We start from the raw sequence: 18,329 nt of genomic DNA on the forward strand, positions 1-18,329 counted from the left end.
TTTGTCCACGATAGGCCCCGGAAACTTATTGTTTTCAAACTGCAAGTAAACGGAGGAATTTAAATTGCGTACTACACCATTAGCAAAATCTAGTGAAATCGAACGTAAGTGGTACATTATTGATGCAACTGACGTATCTTTAGGTCGTCTTTCTGCAGCTGTAGCCACTATTTTGAGAGGTAAGAATAAGCCTCAATACACACCTAATGTTGATACCGGTGATAACGTTATTGTTATCAACGCTTCAAAGATTAAGTTAACTGGTAAAAAGGCTTCAGACAAGATCTACTACCACCACTCAGAATGGCGCGGTGGCTTAAAAGCTGTTTCATACGGTGAGTTGCTTGCTAATAACCCAGTTAAGATGGTTGAAATCTCAGTTAAGGGCATGCTTCCAAAGAATACTCTTGGTCACCAAGAATTCTTGAAGATGCACGTTTATGCTGGTGAAGATCACAAGCATGAAGCACAAAAGCCTGAAAAGTTAGATATCAACAAGTTAATTTAATTAGGAGGTTAAATAATGGCACAACAAGCTGCATACACAGGTACTGGTCGCCGCAAGGATTCAGTTGCGCGTGTTCGTTTAGTACCAGGTAACGGTAAGATCACTGTTAACGACAAAGATGTTGATCAATACATTCCATTCCCTAACTTGGTTAAAGATTTGAAGCAACCTTTAACATTAACTGAAACTGACGGTCAATACGACGTCCACGTTAATGTTAACGGTGGTGGCTTCTCAGGCCAAGCTGGAGCAATCCGTCTCGGTGTTGCACGTGCTCTTCTTGAAGTGGACCCAGATTTCCGTGGCCCACTTAAGAAGGCAGGTTTCTTAACCCGTGACCCAAGAATGAAGGAAAGAAAGAAGCCAGGTTTGAAGAAAGCCCGTAAAGCTTCTCAATTCTCAAAGCGTTAATCTTTGGATTTTACGTTTATACAAAAAGCATCCCGATTTGGGATGCTTTTTTTGTACATTCTTTAATTAAATGTAAGTTAATAATCATTTATGGATATTACATATGATTAACTATAATTACTTTTTCTTTTTTGATTTTATAGTTTCATATGTGTATATTCCCCAGCCAATGAGACATACAATACATAAAAATAATTTCAATTCTTTAGAGTTACTTGTCCAAGTACACCATAAATTGACTGAGGTTGAAATAATTACAAGGATTACTAAATATATATTTAATTTGTTTTTAAGCACGCCTCTACCTCCTAATAAAAATAATATTGTTTTTATCGGTATTGTATATTAAGTTAAGAAGCTGTTCAACTTACAGTCTTGAAAGATGAAATTTATTAAAATAATCTATAAAATGGTCACAATTGGTCACCAAGTTTTCTAAAAGTATCCCAATTTGGGATGCTTTTTTTATCTTCCAAACGTACTTTTCCACCGTTTACCCACAAGAATTAACCATTCACCGAAATTCTTAAATTTAAAATATTTTTCCAGCTACACTAATAAACAAGAAAGGAGGAAAAAGGATGAAGGTAAAATTTAACATTGATAATCAGTTACCAGAAGAACATGCTGAATTTTGGTTAAAAAAGATGACGGATAAATTCAGCCAATTAGGCAAGGAACTAAGTGGTGAACAAGACATGGTCTGGTGCAACCAGGATGATGAAATTGTTCCCGTGAAGTTTGAAAACATTTATTTGATTCAAGTTGAGAGTGAACAGACTGTAATTTATGACGAAGCTCAAAATTATCGTTATAAAGGACGGCTGTATCAAATTAAGAATGTCTTACCACATGATTTTTTAACAGCATCAAGAAGTGCAATTATTAATTATCGGAAAATTGATCATTTGGAGATTATGGATGGCGGCAATATTGATGTCATTATGAAAAATCAGATACGGGTACAAATTTCTAGAAGAAAAATTAAAGATTTGAAGGAAAGGTTAGGATTATGAAAAGAGTAACATCGTTTTTAGTAAGTGGAATGATCGGTATTGGAATTGGAATGGTTTGGTATGTAGTAGAAACCATGCTTCAAACAGGAGAAAATTGGCAACATGTTCAAGTTTCGTTTACTAGCTTAATTTTTTGGTTGATTGCTACTTTTGCAATTGGTGCATTTTTCAACTTGGCTGGATTAGTTTTTGAGCAAACGCAATGGTCATTAAGAAAGCAAATTATTGTAAATTTCTTTGTTTGTTATATTGCATATTTTGCTTTCGAATTAGTAATTAATGATTTTTTCTTATCGATTAAGTTTTTCTTAGTAGTTACTGGAGCTTTCGTCTTAATGTATCTGATTGCTTATGGCTTATATTTTTGGCAATTATATCAAGACGTTAAGGAAATAAATCAAAAATTGAAGGAAAAATAAAAAAGCTCCGAAAAGTTCGGAGCTTTTCTTCATGTTTATAAACTATCTTGAATATTGTCAGCTAAGTAGTCATAAAGCATACCGTGCTTTAATTGTTTAGTGTCAACACCAAGGACTTCAGCGATAGCATAAGCAAATGCCCAAGCGGTAGCAGGACCACGGCTAGTTAAAATTTTATGTTCTTTATCGGTTACAGTGATCTTTTCGCTAAATTTAGCACTCTTATCATACTTCAAGCATTCATCTTCAATGCCAGGATAGCAAGTAAATTTAGCATCCTTTAATACGCCGTAACGAGCTAAAGCACGAGGAGCGGCACACATAGCTGCATCCCATTTACCTGCTTCATGACGCTTAACCATTAAATCACGCAACTTTTCATTATCGCGCAAGTTAGCTGAGCCAGTCATGCCGCCTGGGAATGCGACTAAATCATAATCAAGTAAACTATCATCTACAACTTTGTCGCAAGTTAACTTGATATGGTGGTCACCATCAACTTCTTTGCTAGTTAAACCAACCATATCGCAGTCAACGCCGAGACGACGCAATACGTCAACAACGCTTAAGCCTTCAACTTCTTCGCAGCCATCTGCGAATACTACAGCAACTTTTGCCATTAAAAATCATCCTTTCTGTTAATTTCATTATAAGGGTTAATTGATATCTAGGTAAAACAATAAGTCCGATAATTTACTTAAATGCAAAGTAGGATGCGGTGAAATTGGAATTTTATCTTTCTTAGAGGCAAGCCATAATGATTTTAAGTTGGCATTTTCAGCGCCTTGAATTTCTTCATCTAAATTCGTACCAATGACTAAAGCATTATCCGGGTCAATTTTGGGATGCTCTTTCAAAATTTGAAAGAAAATATTTTTGCTCGGCAATTTTTCTTTAAAATCATCCGCAAAATAAGCTGCATCAAATGAACTAAGAAGTTCGCTAGGAGCTAAGCGTGGTTCGATTTGGGCTTTAGTTTCTTTAGCTAGCAAAATTAAGTTGAGCGAGCCATTAACTTCATCTAAAAAATCGGTTGCACCCTTAACGAGATGAGTTTGTTTTTTCATCTTTTCGTCAAAGATTGCGCGCGTTTGTTCAAGATTTTCTTTTAAAAAAGTAGTTAAGGCAAGATTAATCTGATCATTATGGGACAAAATCTTGAATTGCTTTTGCAGGCTGGTATATTTCAACCTTTCTGCCGGTCCCCAATCTAAGTCGTATTGCTTCAAAGTTTGACGCAAAGCGTTTTTCTCGGCCAACTTTTCATTTAAAAGGCTGCCTTCGGGGATAAAAACTAATGTATCAAATGTGGACATTTAATCACTTCCTTTACGTTAATAACCATAAAAATTATAATAAACTACACAACTTAAAGGAAGGGCTTGCAAATGACGATTTGGACAGTAATATTTCTATTAATTGGTGGCGTGGCCGGTGGATTGTTATCTTCAATTGCTTCAATGGCCTCGCTAGCTTCATACCCAGTTTTATTGGCGGTGGGCACCAGTTTTTGCCAACGTTACTAACGACGCAGCGCTAATTTGGAACAGCTTAGGTGCGACTATTTCTTCAACTAAAGAATTGAAAGGACATTGGAAACAGGTCTGGTTCTACACCATTTTTACCGTTATCGGTTCAATTATGGGCTGCATGGCTTTGCTTGCCTTTCCTTCTAGTGTTTTTGAAAAAGCGGTGCCATTCTTCATTGCATTTTCTGGGATCATGATCATCGTTTCAGGCCAGCAGCATGTTCTGAATACTAAAAAACAGCCACTTGGGTTAAAGATTCTTTACTTTATTGCCTTGCTAATCATGGGTGCTTATACAGGCTATTTTGGTGCAGCTGGTGGCGTCATTGTCTTAGTATTGTTAACCTATATTGCTGGTGAAAAATTTATTGTCATTAACGCGATTAAGAATGTAATTTGTGGTTTCGCCAACCTAGTTGCTCTTATTATCTATATCTTTACCTCGCACATTTATTGGCTGCAGGCTATTCCCCTAGCAATCGGAATGTTTATTGGTGGCTACATTGGGCCTATCATTTTACGTCATGTACCCGAAAAACCGGTTAGGATTTTTATTGCGACTTTAGCATTTATTCAAGCTGGCTACTTCTTTTATACAGCGTATCTGCGCTAAATTTGATACAATATTTAGTAATGCAAAGGGAGTGAGAATTTAATGGCAACAGAAGTTTATTTAGTTCGCCACGGTGAGACGATGTTTAATCAATTGAATAAGGTGCAAGGCTGGTGCGATTCTCCTTTAACTGTTAAGGGGATTAATGATTTAAAGAGAACAGCTAGTGCTTTGAGTCAGGTGCATTTTGATAACATGTATTCATCGGACCTAAAGAGAGCAATTGATACCGTTCACTTGATGAAGAATGCTAATGTGGTTTCAGATATTGGCAAGATCAGAAAGCTGCCTGAGTTTCGGGAAGTCTTCTTTGGTACTTTTGAGGGTGACGATATTAATAAAACCTGGGATCAAGTCGCAATGGCAGCAGGCATAGGACATGAAGATGATGTTGCCAAAATTATCAATCAAGTGGGTTTGCGCAAATTCCGTGAGGCTACTAAAAAGGCAGATCCCCGTCATTTGGCTGAAGATAAAGATGAACTTGATGAAAGAATGGTCCGCGCAATTCAAGTTTTAGGCGATTTGACTAAGAATGAACAAAGAGTGTTGTTAGTCAGCCACGGCGATTTTATTAAGACACTCGCAATCAAGTACTGGGATCAAAGCGATGGCAACCACGACATTCTTTTTCCTAATAATGGTAGCGTTACTCGTGGTATCTTGCATGACAATGGCAAATTTGAGATTGTTGATTACAATATGGATGCGAATAAACTATAGAAAAGTCCTACTGCATAAGCGGGGCCTTTTTTGGTACACTGATAACGAGAGGAAAATATTTATGAATAAAGATCATACAACTAAACGCTATGTGTTTGTCACATTGCTAAATGTTGTTATTACCATCGCTGAATTTTTGGGTGGTATTTTGTCAGGTTCATTAGCATTGCTGTCAGATGCGGTGCACAACCTGAGTGATGTCGGGGCAATTATCTTGTCCTTTGTAGCTCATTTGATTAGTAGAAGAAGTCGCAATACTAAGAAAACTTTTGGCTATGATCGAGCCGAGATCTTGGCTGCTTTTACTAACGGGGTTATCCTAATTGTCATTAGTGTTGTATTGTTTGTGGAAGCAATCCAGCGCTTCTGGAAGCCGGAACATATTCATGGCGGAATCATGCTAGTGGTTTCCATTATTGGTCTGTTAGCTAATGTAATTTCAATGTTGGCGATGCATCGAGATGCAAAGGGCAATCTAAATGTTCGCTCTACTTTTATTCATATGTTGAGCGATGCTTTATCCAGTGTTGCCGTAGTAATCGGTGCGGTTTTCATTTACTTTTGGAATGTGACTTGGCTTGACCCGGTTTTAACCATTTTGGTTTCGCTGTTTGTTTTGCATGAAGCTTACGAGATTACGATGAAGGCGGCCAACGTCTTGATGGAGTCTAATCCTGATGTTGACTTAGCTGAAGTGAATAAAATTGTTTTATCTTTTCCAGTCGTCCAAAATATTCACCACGTCCATGTTTGGCGCTATAGTGACGATTTCATCATGATGGACGCCCATATCAATGTGGATCGCAATTTGCATGCGGATGAATTGGAGAACTTATATCAAAAAATTGGTAAAAAGCTTAAGCAAGAACTGGGCATCAATCACGTTACTTTGCAGGCAGAATGCGAACGCGGACGTAATGATAAGATGATTGTTCCTGGCCGTGGCAATAACGAAAATTAGGTGAAAAAATGTTTAATGTTAATATTTTTACAGCAGTAATCGTTTTAATCATGGGAATTTATGATATGTCCTATGCTTTTAACAGGCGCCACCAACCCAATAATAAGTTTGGCATTGCAGCCTTTATGATTTTGGGTATTATTTTTACTATCGGCGGAATTGTAATGATTGTCAGAAGTTTAATCAAATAAAGGAATCTTAGAATGGCAAAATTAGTATTAGTTCGGCATGGCGAAAGTGTAGCCAATGCCGCCAACGTTTATACAGGCTGGAATGATGTTCCATTAACTAAAAAAGGTGAAGAGCAGGCCAGACAAGCGGGTGAATTGATTAATACTATCTCAGATTTTGCTCCTACGCATATCCATACTTCCGTTTTGTCACGGGCTATTGTTACGGCTAATATTGTTGCCGAGACCTGCAATTTATTATGGCTGCCGATGACTAAGACATGGCGGCTGAATGAACGTCACTATGGTGCTCTTAGAGGTCTTAACAAAGATATCTCGCGCAAAGTCTTTGGTGTAGAACAAGTCTTACTGTGGCGGCGGGGTTTTGATTCGGTGCCACCCGCACAAGGCTCGCCCATTATTGATCGGCGTTACAAGTTGTGTGACCAACATTTAATGCCGCGTGCAGAAAGCTTGCATCAAACGCAAAATCGCTTAATGCCATATTATCATGACCATATTGCTAGTAGGCTAATGAACGGTGAAGATCAATTGATCGTGGCTCATGGCTCTAGTTTGCGTGCTTTAATCAAAAAACTAGAGCAGATTAATGACCATGATATTGTAAAACTTGAGGTGCCGAATGCAGAACCGATTGTTTATACAATGGATGATCAATTAAATATTATTAAAAAAGAAATTTTACGCTAAAAAAATGCACTACGGTGCATTTTTTTAATACTCTTAATAATGATTTCTATCCATCTATGGTAAAATCAATAATGATTTCAAGTATATTTAGTTTGGAGTAGTAGGCAATGCGTAAATTATTTTTATTACGAGGTGCACCTGGCTCCGGTAAATCTTCTTTTATTGCTCGCCATCACTTAACGCCTTATGCGATCAGCCGTGATCATATTAGGCTACTATTGGCAGATTTGACAGTTTATTATCAAGAGGACGCGGATGTTTTACACCAAGTTATTCCGCGGCACGTAACCGTGCGTACTGAGCAAATGGTGGATCACCTTGTTGAACACAAAATGGAACATGGTGAAACCGTGATTGTGGATGGGACGCATATCGTTCCTAGTGCAATTGAACATTTTAAGCCATGGGTAGATAAGTATCATTATGAGTGTTTTGTTGTGGATTTAATGCAGCACAACACTTTGGAGAGTCTGCTTAAACGCAATCAAACCAGAATGCACTATGACTGGGTGAAGCCAGAAGTAGTTAAGCAGATGTATCATTCATATGAAGCACATCCTGAGGTGCCATATTGGGCTCACAAGATCGTTCCTAATCAGATGGAACATGCTTTATCACAAAGAGAAAGCAATTTAGATCGGTACTCACATGTGATTGCTGTGCCGGATAAAGTGGATGAAGAGGATTTTCCACATGTGCATATCTCGAACTTCTATTTTTCATTTAATAATAAATTTACTGAAAAATACGGCACGTATCGCAATGTAGTCTCCATTGCAAAAACGGAAGAAGAAGCAGTTAAGCAGTTCAAGCTGCCGTACTTTGTTTTCAAGTTCCACCACAAGCATTTTTTGATTTCGGCATATCCAATTAGAAATGAGATGCTGGATCCGATTAGAAAAGTAAAGGGAGTTTGGACATATGAAACTGGCCTTTACAACGTGGCTGATTTTGTTAAGGAATTTCCAGAGAATCCTAAGCAGCACGTGCATCAATTCAATTTAAGCAAGCTAGATTCAACCAGGTTGCTTCATATTTGGTAAAAAATTGACTTATTCACAGATAATGTGAATAAGTTTTTTAGTTTTCGTCAACTACCCCAGAATAAATTCTGAGGCTTGGTGGCTCGTTAGCTTGCGCTAACCAGAACACCAGCTTGCTTAGATACAGGCTTGACTTGCCGACGATAATCTTGCAACTATTGCCAGCAGAGGTCGCCTAATTACCAAAGCCTTTTAAGTCCGTGAGTTGCTAACGGACTGCAATTTTTTTAGGCTGCTTTTTCTTTTGTCTTAGGATTCTGCCACAGCTTTTGTCCTTTTTCCAAGATGTTTATTGCCGCATTCCAATCGCGGATATGATGTGTATGACACATCGGGCAAGCCCATTCCCGATCCCTAAGCGTTAATTTTCGATAGCCATTTTGTCCCATAATACTGCCACAAGCATGACAGCGCTGAGTGGTGTATTTAGGATCAATAGTCAGGAATTCTTTGCCATATAGCTGAGCCTTATAAGCCAGCATGTTAAGAAAGCTGCGCCAGCCAACATCAGAGATTGCTTGAGATAAGGCATGATTCTTTAACAAGTTCTTGCTTCTTAACTCCTCGGCAACTACTAAATCGTGGTTTTTGATTAATGCAGTTGAGAGTGTTTGTAAGAAGTCTGCACGTTGTCTGCGAATCTTGTCGTGCAGTTTAGCAACTGCCAGACGCTGCTTCTGATAGTTGCTTGCCGTCCGCAAATTGCGTCCTTCTTGCTTAGCTCGTCTTTGTCTGCGAGAGAGCACGCGTTGAGCATGGGCAAGCTTCTTTTTAGCTTTGCGGTAAAAGCGTGGATTAGCCACCATAGCCCCGTTTGATTCAGTCAAGAAATTATCAAGATTGAGATCAATGCCAATTTGACTCTGCGTTTTAGGCAGGTCTTTGACAAAAGATACGTCACTGCCTAGCTGCATTGATAAATAAAACTGATTATCAGCGATCTTTTTGATCGTCACTGTGCCAATTCTTGTCGGAATATGATTAAGCAAACGAGCTTCAATTAATTTTCTAAAACCAGCAATGCGGACAACGCCCAGCTTAGGCAATTTAACGTGTTTGTCATCGATAAACTTAGCAGTTCCATTATCAAGATAAGCTTCAAGCTGCTTAGGATATTGGCAGTTGGTTTGGTATGACCAGTCGCTGCGTTTCTTGTGGAAAGTCGGTATTCCATGTCCGATCTTGCGGTAGTTGTTCCAAGCCTTCTGATAGTTTTGAATTGTATTAGCCAGCGCTAGACTATCTATTTCTTTAACGCGTAAGAAGCTGTAAGCATTGCGGATATTCTTGGGCTTAGCCAGCAGTTCGTTATTAGCGGCCACTGTTTCTGCCAACTCAGTTTCATAGCGATTAAGAGCAGAAAAAACAAAAGGCATCGCTTGGCACTGTCTACTAGCTAAGAAACGTCGAGCATGATAATTAGTCCGATTGCGTCCTACATAAGAGTTGTAGACAAAGCGTTGAGCATCATAGTTTAGTTTAATGATTTTCTTCTGCTTGGAACTAGGATAAAAGCGCAACTTAATGCCGAAGTGACAAGCCAAACTACTCATTCTCTTCATATTTTTTCACCTCCTCGTAGATTTAATATTTATATTTTACCGGAAAAGGGAACATATGTCTCTAAATTATAATAAAAAAAGCTGACCTAAGGGTCAGCTTGAGCCCTATCCATCCCCGCATTAAAATACGGGGATGGATAGGGCTATTTTCATTAAAATTTTAAAGATTTATTTAAAGAGGTTGATTAGAATATTTTTTTGTCTTACCCTAGCATTGTTAAAAATAATTAAAGCAAATGAACTGTTAGGTGAGACTCCTACGTAAATATACGCTGACGCCCAGCAACATCCAGAGATGCCAACGGGTTAAACAGGCACTGTCGAGTTAAGGCTTTCCCCAGTCAGCTAGTTGAACAGACTTCACGTTACGTAGTGTTAAAACTGAACGACGAGTATAAATCGCTTGATAATTAAGACCAATGCAGTTTTTGCGTTGGCCTTTTTGTTTGTTTGCCGATTTTTTAGAGGGAGAGATTAGAATGCTGAAAATCAACTCTAAAGATCGTGTGGTAACAGATGCGACTTTAGCTAAACGGATTGCTAGAGAGGATAAAAGTAAGGTGTTAACAGAATTAGGAGCTTCTGTTAATGGCTTAACTGCTAGTGAAGCGCGTAAAAGGCTAGAACGCGATGGGTTTAATGAAGTGTCTAACAAAGAACACCATCCTAAATTACATTTTTTAGCTGATGCCTTTTTGACACCTTTTACTGGAGTGCTAGTAATTTTAGCAACTCTATCTTTTTTCACTGATTATGTTTTCGTACCAACTAATCAAAAAGATTTGAGTACAGTGATTATTATGTTGGTCATGATTTTGATTTCAGGAATTACTAGTTTTGTTCAAAACGTTAGAACAAGTGATGCTGTCGAAAGTCTTTTGAATATGGTTTCAGTAACAACCAATATTAGAAGAGACGAGAAAGATCAGGAATTACCAACTAAAGGGGTAGTAGTCGGCGATATTATTAATTTAACTGCAGGTGATTTAGTACCGGCAGACTTACTATTGTTGCGTAGTAAGGACTTATTCTGTTCTGCTAGCTCACTTAATGGTGAATCTAATCCTGTAGAAAAAATTGCCGATCAAAAACCGGAAGATGAAGATAGTTACTTGGATTATCCTAATGTTTTGTATGAAGGAACTAATATTGTTTCTGGATCGGGGATGGGCGTTGTTTTTGCGACAGGCGATCAAACTGTCTTTGGCAATTTAGCTCGTAGTTTAGCTAAAAATAAAAACAAAGAAACTACATTTGATATTGGAATTAAAAATATCTCTAAAATTCTGTTAACGATGACTGCGGTGATTGCGCCATTAGTTTTCTTAATTAATGGATTGACCAAGGGTGATTGGTTAAATGCTTTAATCTTTGCAATTGCAACTGCAGTTGGTTTAACGCCAGAAATGCTGCCAGTGATTGTTACTAGTAACCTAGTTAAAGGCTCTGTAGAGATGGCTAAGCATGAAACGATCGTTAAAAGAATGAGTTCTATTCAAAACTTTGGTTCAGCTGATATTTTGTGTACTGATAAGACGGGAACATTAACCCAAGATAAAGTTGTGCTTGAACGTCACTACAATTTGAATTTAGAAGAAAAACCGAAGGTCTTGGAATTATCTTTTTTAAACAGTTACTATCAAACAGGCATGAAAGATTTGATGGATAAGGCTATTATTGATGTAGCTGATGATGAATTAGACACTAACAATATTAAGCAAAATTATCAAAAAATTGATGAAATTCCTTTTGATTTTAAACGTCGGCGGATGAGTGTAGTTGTTAAAAATAAGAAAAATGAGCATCTATTAGTAACTAAGGGTGCTGCGGAAGAAATGTTGGCATGTTCTAATAGAGTAGAAAAGGATGGGGAGATCAAACCGTTAGATGAAGCGCAGCGAAAAGAGATTTTAGACAAGATTGATGAAATGAATCGTGATGGTCTTAGAGTTATTTTGCTTGCTTACAAGAAAAATCCAGCTCCTGTTGGTGAATTTAGTGTAGCCGATGAAAAAGAATTGATTCTCGCCGGATTTTTAGCATTCCTTGATCCACCAAAGGATAGTGCTAAGGAGGCATTGGATGCTTTAAAACAAGATGGAATTACAGTTAAGATTCTGACTGGTGATAATGAAGCTGTAACGAGAAATGTTGGTGCGCAAGTAGGTCTGAATATTGATAAAGTATACCAAGGTAAAGAACTTGAAAATAAAACTACAGCTGAATTAAAGAAGATAGTGCAAGAATGCGATGTTTTCGTTAAGCTATCACCACAGCAAAAGGCCAAGATTATTAAAGTATTGAGAGAAGATGGGCACACCGTAGCTTACATGGGTGATGGTATTAATGATGCTCCAGCTATGAAGGCTGCCGATGTTTCAATTTCTGTGGACACGGCTGTGGATATCGCTAAAAAATCTGCAGATATTATTTTGCTTCATAAAGATTTACGAATCTTGGAAAGAGCAGTTCAAATTGGTCGACAAGTATTTGGTAATGCAATGAAGTATATCAAGATTACACTTTCATCTAATTTTGGTAATATTTTATCAATTTTAGTAGCATCTTCATTTTTACCATTTTTGCCAATGTTGCCAATTCAATTACTAATTCTCGATTTGATGTACGGAACCAGTTGTTTATCAATTCCATTTGATACAATGAATCGTCATTATCTTTCAGAACCAAGAAAGTGGAGTACTAAGAAGTTGCCTAAGTTTATGTTTTACTTTGGTCCGACTTCATCGATTTTTGATATTTTGACTTTTGCAATTCTATTTTTTGTAGTTTGTCCACAAGTTGTGGGTACCAGTTATGCAGGAGCAACAGCTTCACAAAAATTATTGTTTAGTCTTGTCTTTAGTGCTGGTTGGTTTATTGAATCTCTTTGGACACAAGAAATGGTGATCCATGCTTTAAGAGATCCAAGAGTACCTTTTATTAAGCAACATGCAACGGCAATTGTTACTTGGTCAACCATTAGCATGGCAGTAATCGGAACAGCTTTACCATTTATTACACCGATTGCTAAGGCGATGAAGTTTGGCCCAATTCCAGTTTATTTCTTAGCTGTTGTCTTTATCTTGTTAGTTTTGTACATTGCTTTAACTACAGTAGTTAAGAAATGGTACATGAAGTCAGAAAAATATCTGATTTAAATTAATGCAAAAAGAGCGTAGGTAGATCAAAATATCTACTTACGCTCTTTTATTATTATGAAATGAATAAATTATTCTAATTTACCAGCTTTTGCTAAAACTTCCTTAGCCTTTTCAAGTGAGTGATGTTCTTCACGGTAACGCTTAATATCGTAACCATCAGTATCACTTAACTTATCAAGTCTTTCATCAAGTTCCTTGAATTCTTTTTCAAGGTCCTTAATGACACCTTCTTCATCCTTAACGTAAACATATTCTTTTTCATCAGCCTTAGCATCAATCTTGGCGTCATATTCACCAACTTTTCTAGCATGTTTCAGAATAGACTTGATGTCCTTAATAGTTTCATGTTGTGCGGTACGAGATGACGCTTGTCAGGTACTGAATCTTCAATTTTAGCTAAGTGACTTTCAGCGTTCACTAATCTTCTTAGAAATTCTGTCTAAAGCTTTCAATTATCTCTTTGAATAATCTGTCATGTTTATTACCTCCTAGGTAAATGATCATCTCTAATAAATAGGCTTTCACTGTATGTTTCATTTTTGGATAAAGCAAGAATATGCACTTGGAATTTTTTAAACATTATAAGATTGAGAATACTGGCAGGAAATGAAGAAAAGACTTCAGAATAAATCTGAAGTCTTTCATTAATTTTTAGTATTCATTGAATAGCAGCACCAATGATAATTAAGATTAGGCCAACAAAGGTTGCAATTAATTCGGATTTAGTCTTATTTTCACCGATAAAGAAAATACCGCCTAAAGTAGAAATTATTACGCAAAGTTGACTGTAAATAAAAGCAGTAATAACGCCGTTTAATTGAGCTGAAAAGATATATGCGAATGCGGCGATCCCAAATGAAAAACCGGAAAAGATATTAAGCCAGGTAGCTTTTTCTTTTAATACCTTGGTTTGGCGAGATACTAACAAAAAGATAATACTACCAATAAAGATACCAATCATTTGTGGTAAAAATAGGGTCTGTGCATCGGCTGTGATAGCTTTTGGAAATGATGAATAAATCCAATAACCAATTGATGTGAAGAGCAATAGAATAATATCTCTCATTTTGAGTTTGGCGCTTTTATCTTTGCTGATGGCGGTCAAACTAACACCAACGATAATTAAGATTAAAGCTAAAGTACCAATTAAATATTGAGAGCTGCTAGTCCATTCTCCAAAAATTATTGCCCCAATTAAAGTATTACCGATCAGTTGAAAACCTGTTGATAATGGCATCGTTTTACTGATACCGATATTTCTCATTGAAATGAATTGACCAGATTGTCCAAGTGCACAAAACATTCCAGAAATTAGTGATAACGAAAAAATTGTAATGTTGGAACTGGTTGGATGAATGATAGCTGTAATAATACCGATTATTAATGCCCCAGTTCCTAACCCCATTAACTCATTAGCAGGATGACTATTTTTAATTTTGCCAGCAATAAGTGAAAAAATTCCCCAACCAAGTGCTGGAATTAAAGCAATAAGTATATTCATAAATTAACTACCTTATTTTTTGTAAATACTTACATAATATTAAAATAAATCTAAATTGCTAGCAAATTTTTTGCCTTTTCATGAAAAAGACTAGGAGTGTCAAACATTCCTAGTCTGTTAATTATGTGGAATAAATCTAATTATTAATACTTAAATGCTAAAGCACCCATTGGATCCCATGGCAATAATTGAATAGGATTATCCTTGCCTTCGTCGTAAGCCTTCTTAAGATCTTCTGGCAAAATATCTTTGTTAATAACTGCTTGGTAAACAAATGAGTCAAACCATGAATCACTCATTACGAAGTAGCCTTTAAAGCCTGGCTTTTCACCCCATGAGTTTTCAATCTTCCACTTAGTTGGTTTGCCATCAACGATGTCAACACCAGTAATAACCATTGCGTGGTCCATCATGCTTTCGCCTGAGTCAAGCTTATCAGCCTTAGACATTGAGAAGTCAACGTCAAATAATTGATCACGGCGGTAAAGATTGGTGTCAAGAAGTCCAGCGCGACGTTCAGAATCCTTAACAACGTTTGAACCAAACCATACAACTTCGCCGCTCTTTAATTGCTTGATGATCAAATCCTTCATTTCATCAACCTTTAAGTTCAAGTGACGAACTTGACGACCGCCTTCAACGTTACCTAGGTATTCAACTGAGAAGACCTTGTGGAAAGGCTTATCATCAGTTGGTGAATTAATTGTTGAAATATGATTTTCAAGATCCATGCCAACGTACTTGTCAAAGAATTCCTTAGGAGTAATATCCTTGTCGATGTGGTAGTTCTTGTCATCATCACGGTATTCGAAATTGAATTTCTTAGGTGGAACACCAAGTGAGATTGAAAGAACGCGGAAGACATCGTTTAACATTTCTTCCTTGCGAGCTTGTACTTCATCTTCTGACTTGCCAGCATTAACTAAGTCTCTTAATTCAAGACCATCTTTACGAAGCAAAGTGTTTAAGGTGTCGTTTAAAGCACTTGAGTTGTTTGAGTTAGCAGTTTCTGGGTAAACGCTCTTGGGTACAATACCGTACTTTTCAATAATGCCGCAAAGCATGTCCCATTGACCACCGTCTTGTTGTGGGGTAGCAAATAAGAAGGAAACCTTGCGGTCGCCAAGTGGCTTATCTGCGGAACCGATCACATTTTCGAAGAACCAGTTAGACTTTTCAAATTTGTCCCAGAAGTTAGTGTAGTTTTGCGATAATTCAAAGTCCTTTAACTTAAATTTCTTTTGTAGTGGGTGGCGCATGGTGTTCAAAGCACTGAACATCCAGCAACGACCAGATTGTTTTTGATCAGCTGGTTTACCCGTATCAATTTCGATTGAGAAAGTTGGGTCTAAGTCAATCTTGGATTGTAAATTTTGGCTAGCTTTGAAGATGCCGTTTTCTTGAGCTGCATGACTAGCAACGTTAAAAGCGGGATGCTTGGCTAAATCATTTTCAAATTTAGCAATCGTATCATTGTTGATTTCTTTGGTCATTAAAAAATTCCTCCTTTATTAATTAAACATCAATTATATTTTAACTTATCAAAAGAAAGTAGTCTATCTTTTAAACGGACGATGGTACCAAATTTGGTGAAATTCGGGATGTTTTTCAAAATAGTCGATGATCAGCGGATCTAGCGGCCAGATAGGGTAGCCGCTTTCTTTAGCAATATCAAGTACAGTGTCCATTTCATCGTCTAGTAATCTTGGCATTGATTTTTTAGAATCTTCAGTAGGGACAAAAAAGAAGTGGTTCATTACCCAGACCGTTCCATCTTTGCGGTCAATTTGGTCCATTGTCCAACGACATACTAAAACATCGTTATTATCATAAGTTTCAAAAAATTGATGGGGATCTTGTGGATTATACATAAAATTTTCACCTTAAAAAAATAATTAAACTTTTTTGCGTAATAAATAATAGAGGGCTAAATATTTTTTGTTAGCTGAAAACATTGTAAAATAGATATCTGTTAAAAGAAAAGTAGTAAATGGAGTTATCAAGATGAAGACACGCGGATTTGAAGTAGTAAAAAAATATCAGGATCAAGACATTAATTTACCACGTAGACAGACTTTAGCCAGTGCTGGCTATGACATCGAGGCAGCGGCAGATGTGATTATTCCCAGTATTTGGCGCTTAAATTTCGTGAGAATTTTTAGATTAATTCGAAACGGTCACCAGCTTTATGAGCGTGATTATGAAATGGGCGATGAAGTGTTAAAACCATTTTTAGTGCCTACCGGTCTTAAAGCTTACATGCCAGAAGATGAAGTATTGATTTTAGCTAATCGTTCATCAAATACTTTCAAACGAAATTTAGCCTTGCCAAATGGGATTGGCGTGATCGATGCAGATTATTACAACAACCCTAATAATGAAGGCGAAATTTTCGTGCAGATGATCAACTATGGCGTGCGGCCTTTACATATTAAAAAAGGCGATCGGATTGCTCAGGGAATTTTTATCAAATATCTCAAGACTGATGACGATGACCCGATTAGTCGCCGAAGAGTCAGTGGTTTTGGTTCAACAAATGAAAAGGAAGATGATTAATGGCACGAGTAAAAACACAATATAAATGTCATTCTTGTGGCTATATTTCCGCCAGCTATTTGGGACGTTGTCCTAATTGTGGCGCGTGGAATCAGTTTGAAAAAGAAACTGAAGAAGTACAAAAGCGTTCTACAAAAGCGACTGCTAGCCGTTTAATCAAAAAGACGGGTATCAATGAACCAGTTAAATTAGACAAGGTTAAGGCAGAAAAAGAAGACCGCATCCATACTAAGTCAGAGGAGTTAAATCGCGTCTTGGGTGGTGGCATCGTCCCAGGTTCGCTTGTTTTAATTGGCGGGGATCCTGGTATTGGCAAATCGACCTTGATGTTGCAGATCATGAGCGACTTATCGGAAAAATATAAGGTGCTCTACGTTTCTGGGGAAGAATCAGCTAATCAGATTAAATTAAGAGCCGATCGTTTAGGCGTGGGTCAAAGTAATATGTTGCTATATCCTGAAACAGACATGCATGATATTCGCGAACAAATCAACGATGTAAAGCCTGATTTCGTAGTCATCGATTCGATTCAAACCATGAATGAGCCTAGTCTTGATTCAATGACTGGTTCAGCTTCGCAAGTGCGTGAAGTGACCAGCGAACTCATGAAGATCGCTAAGATGGACGCCATTACCGTGTTTGTCATTGGTCACGTGACTAAGGAAGGCGCGATTGCAGGACCGAAGATTTTGGAGCACATGGTGGACACGGTCCTCTATTTTGAGGGGGATGAACACCATTCTTACCGTATTTTGCATTCAGTGAAAAACCGTTTTGGTGCGGCTAACGAAATTGGTATGTTTGAGATGGAGAATGAAGGGCTAAAAGAAGTAACCAACCCATCATCGATTTTTCTTGATCAAAGATTACCCAACTCTACTGGTTCAGCTGTGGTAGTTTCTCTAGAAGGAACTAGGCCGCTGCTTGCAGAAATTCAAGCATTAGTAACGCCAACTGCTTTTGGCTATGCTAAAAGAACGACTTCAGGCATTAGTTTCAATAAGGCTTCATTATTATTGGCCGTGCTGGAAAAACGAGGCAATTTAATGTTGCAAAACCAGGATGTTTATTTGACTGCGACTGGCGGCATTAAATTAAATGAACCGGCGATTGATTTGGCTATTACAATGGCAGTAGCTTCAAGCTACACTGATAAAGAAATTTCGCCTATAGATTGTTTTGTAGGTGAAGTAGGGCTAACCGGCGAAGTTCGTCGCGTTGATAAAATTGAAGCACGAGTAAAAGAAGCCGCTAAAGTGGGCTTCAAGCGTGTTTTTATTCCGCGGCATAATATGCATGCTAGTTTAAACAGCTTAGGCATTGAGGTTATTCCGGTTTCCAGCATTCCACAGGCGTTAAAATTAGTTTTTGGTTAGCACCAATTGAATTATTACTATATAACGAGTAAACTAAAATTGTTTGTATATACTATTTTTGAAAGAGGC

The 18,329-nt window shown here is 37.5% G+C and carries 18 protein-coding genes, 2 pseudogenes and 1 riboswitch; of the genes and pseudogenes, 13 read left to right on the forward strand and 7 right to left on the reverse strand.

Annotated elements, in window-relative coordinates:
• The first annotated feature begins 64 nt into the window (after positions 1-64).
• From rplM to ICI50_RS01870, 4 genes are all read left to right on the forward strand, one after another.
• Complete coding sequence (rplM, locus tag ICI50_RS01855; protein ID WP_013853523.1) at positions 65-508, forward strand: 50S ribosomal protein L13; 444 nt, start codon at positions 65-67, stop codon at positions 506-508.
• A 15-nt stretch (positions 509-523) separates the two neighbouring features.
• Positions 524-919 (forward strand): 30S ribosomal protein S9, encoded by a 396-nt coding sequence (gene rpsI / locus ICI50_RS01860; RefSeq protein WP_013853524.1) that lies wholly within the window; start codon positions 524-526, stop codon positions 917-919.
• A gap of 581 nt (positions 920-1,500) precedes the next feature.
• A complete protein-coding gene (locus ICI50_RS01865; protein WP_013853525.1) occupies positions 1,501-1,935 on the forward strand; it encodes a LytTR family DNA-binding domain-containing protein in 435 nt (144 codons plus the stop codon).
• Positions 1,932-2,354 (forward strand): DUF3021 domain-containing protein, encoded by a 423-nt coding sequence (locus ICI50_RS01870; protein ID WP_013853526.1) that lies wholly within the window; start codon positions 1,932-1,934, stop codon positions 2,352-2,354. The genes ICI50_RS01865 and ICI50_RS01870 overlap by 4 nt, the downstream gene beginning before the upstream one ends.
• A gap of 35 nt (positions 2,355-2,389) precedes the next feature.
• Here the strand turns inward: ICI50_RS01870 and ICI50_RS01875 are convergent, their stop codons facing one another.
• Positions 2,390-2,974 (reverse strand): DJ-1 family glyoxalase III, encoded by a 585-nt coding sequence (locus tag ICI50_RS01875; RefSeq protein WP_188891842.1) that lies wholly within the window; start codon positions 2,972-2,974, stop codon positions 2,390-2,392.
• Between the two features lie 36 nt (positions 2,975-3,010).
• A complete protein-coding gene (locus ICI50_RS01880) occupies positions 3,011-3,670 on the reverse strand; it encodes an HAD family hydrolase (protein ID WP_188891843.1) in 660 nt (219 codons plus the stop codon).
• Between the two features lie 72 nt (positions 3,671-3,742).
• Between ICI50_RS01880 and ICI50_RS01885 the strand changes: the two are divergent.
• From ICI50_RS01885 to ICI50_RS01910, 6 genes and pseudogenes are all read left to right on the forward strand, one after another.
• Positions 3,743-4,496 (forward strand): annotated as a pseudogene (locus tag ICI50_RS01885) (sulfite exporter TauE/SafE family protein).
• Between the two features lie 42 nt (positions 4,497-4,538).
• The gene (locus ICI50_RS01890; protein WP_056940891.1) at positions 4,539-5,219 is read left to right on the forward strand and encodes a histidine phosphatase family protein; all 681 of its coding nucleotides are present in this window, start codon (positions 4,539-4,541) and stop codon (positions 5,217-5,219) included.
• A 61-nt stretch (positions 5,220-5,280) separates the two neighbouring features.
• Positions 5,281-6,180 carry a cation diffusion facilitator family transporter gene (locus ICI50_RS01895; RefSeq protein ID WP_013853532.1) on the forward strand — a complete coding sequence of 300 codons (900 nt, stop codon included), beginning with the start codon at positions 5,281-5,283 and terminating at the stop codon, positions 6,178-6,180.
• An 8-nt stretch (positions 6,181-6,188) separates the two neighbouring features.
• A complete protein-coding gene (locus ICI50_RS01900; protein WP_013853533.1) occupies positions 6,189-6,371 on the forward strand; it encodes a hypothetical protein in 183 nt (60 codons plus the stop codon).
• A 12-nt stretch (positions 6,372-6,383) separates the two neighbouring features.
• Positions 6,384-7,061 carry a 2,3-bisphosphoglycerate-dependent phosphoglycerate mutase gene (locus ICI50_RS01905; protein WP_025084052.1) on the forward strand — a complete coding sequence of 226 codons (678 nt, stop codon included), beginning with the start codon at positions 6,384-6,386 and terminating at the stop codon, positions 7,059-7,061.
• A gap of 107 nt (positions 7,062-7,168) precedes the next feature.
• Positions 7,169-8,104 (forward strand): AAA family ATPase, encoded by a 936-nt coding sequence (locus ICI50_RS01910; RefSeq protein WP_013853535.1) that lies wholly within the window; start codon positions 7,169-7,171, stop codon positions 8,102-8,104.
• A gap of 227 nt (positions 8,105-8,331) precedes the next feature.
• Here the strand turns inward: ICI50_RS01910 and ICI50_RS01915 are convergent, their stop codons facing one another.
• Positions 8,332-9,666, reverse strand: a complete 1,335-nt coding sequence (locus ICI50_RS01915; protein WP_188891844.1) for an RNA-guided endonuclease InsQ/TnpB family protein — start codon at positions 9,664-9,666, stop codon at positions 8,332-8,334.
• A gap of 233 nt (positions 9,667-9,899) precedes the next feature.
• Positions 9,900-10,067, forward strand: a riboswitch (M-box (ykoK) riboswitch).
• A gap of 78 nt (positions 10,068-10,145) precedes the next feature.
• Here ICI50_RS01915 and mgtA point away from each other — a divergent pair.
• Positions 10,146-12,824 carry a magnesium-translocating P-type ATPase gene (gene mgtA, locus ICI50_RS01920; RefSeq protein ID WP_013853537.1) on the forward strand — a complete coding sequence of 893 codons (2,679 nt, stop codon included), beginning with the start codon at positions 10,146-10,148 and terminating at the stop codon, positions 12,822-12,824.
• Positions 12,825-12,895: 71 nt separating this feature from the next.
• Here the strand turns inward: mgtA and ICI50_RS10740 are convergent.
• The 4 genes and pseudogenes from ICI50_RS10740 to ICI50_RS01935 all read right to left on the reverse strand — a co-directional run bounded on the left by ICI50_RS10740 (position 12,896) and on the right by ICI50_RS01935 (position 16,199).
• Positions 12,896-13,279 (reverse strand): annotated as a pseudogene (locus ICI50_RS10740) (hypothetical protein).
• 206 nt (positions 13,280-13,485) lie between these two features.
• Positions 13,486-14,328 (reverse strand): RhaT/GlcU family sugar-proton symporter, encoded by an 843-nt coding sequence (locus ICI50_RS01925; RefSeq protein WP_013853539.1) that lies wholly within the window; start codon positions 14,326-14,328, stop codon positions 13,486-13,488.
• A 143-nt stretch (positions 14,329-14,471) separates the two neighbouring features.
• Positions 14,472-15,821: an aminopeptidase C gene (gene pepC, locus ICI50_RS01930; protein ID WP_013853540.1), complete on the reverse strand. Its 1,350-nt coding sequence runs from the start codon at positions 15,819-15,821 to the stop codon at positions 14,472-14,474.
• A gap of 63 nt (positions 15,822-15,884) precedes the next feature.
• Entirely contained in the window at positions 15,885-16,199 is a 315-nt protein-coding gene (locus tag ICI50_RS01935; protein ID WP_013853541.1) for a GNAT family protein, read from the reverse strand.
• 133 nt (positions 16,200-16,332) lie between these two features.
• Between ICI50_RS01935 and ICI50_RS01940 the strand changes: the two genes are divergently transcribed.
• Together ICI50_RS01940 and radA are read left to right on the forward strand one after the other, a co-directional pair.
• Positions 16,333-16,884, forward strand: a complete 552-nt coding sequence (locus tag ICI50_RS01940; RefSeq protein WP_056940889.1) for a dCTP deaminase/dUTPase family protein — start codon at positions 16,333-16,335, stop codon at positions 16,882-16,884.
• Entirely contained in the window at positions 16,884-18,260 is a 1,377-nt protein-coding gene (radA, locus tag ICI50_RS01945) for a DNA repair protein RadA (protein ID WP_188891845.1), read from the forward strand. Before ICI50_RS01940 ends, radA begins: the two co-directional genes overlap by 1 nt.
• Positions 18,261-18,329 lie beyond the last annotated feature (69 nt).

It is taken from the genome of Lactobacillus kefiranofaciens (assembly GCF_014656585.1).
GTDB classification, from domain to species: Bacteria; Bacillota; Bacilli; order Lactobacillales; family Lactobacillaceae; genus Lactobacillus; species Lactobacillus kefiranofaciens.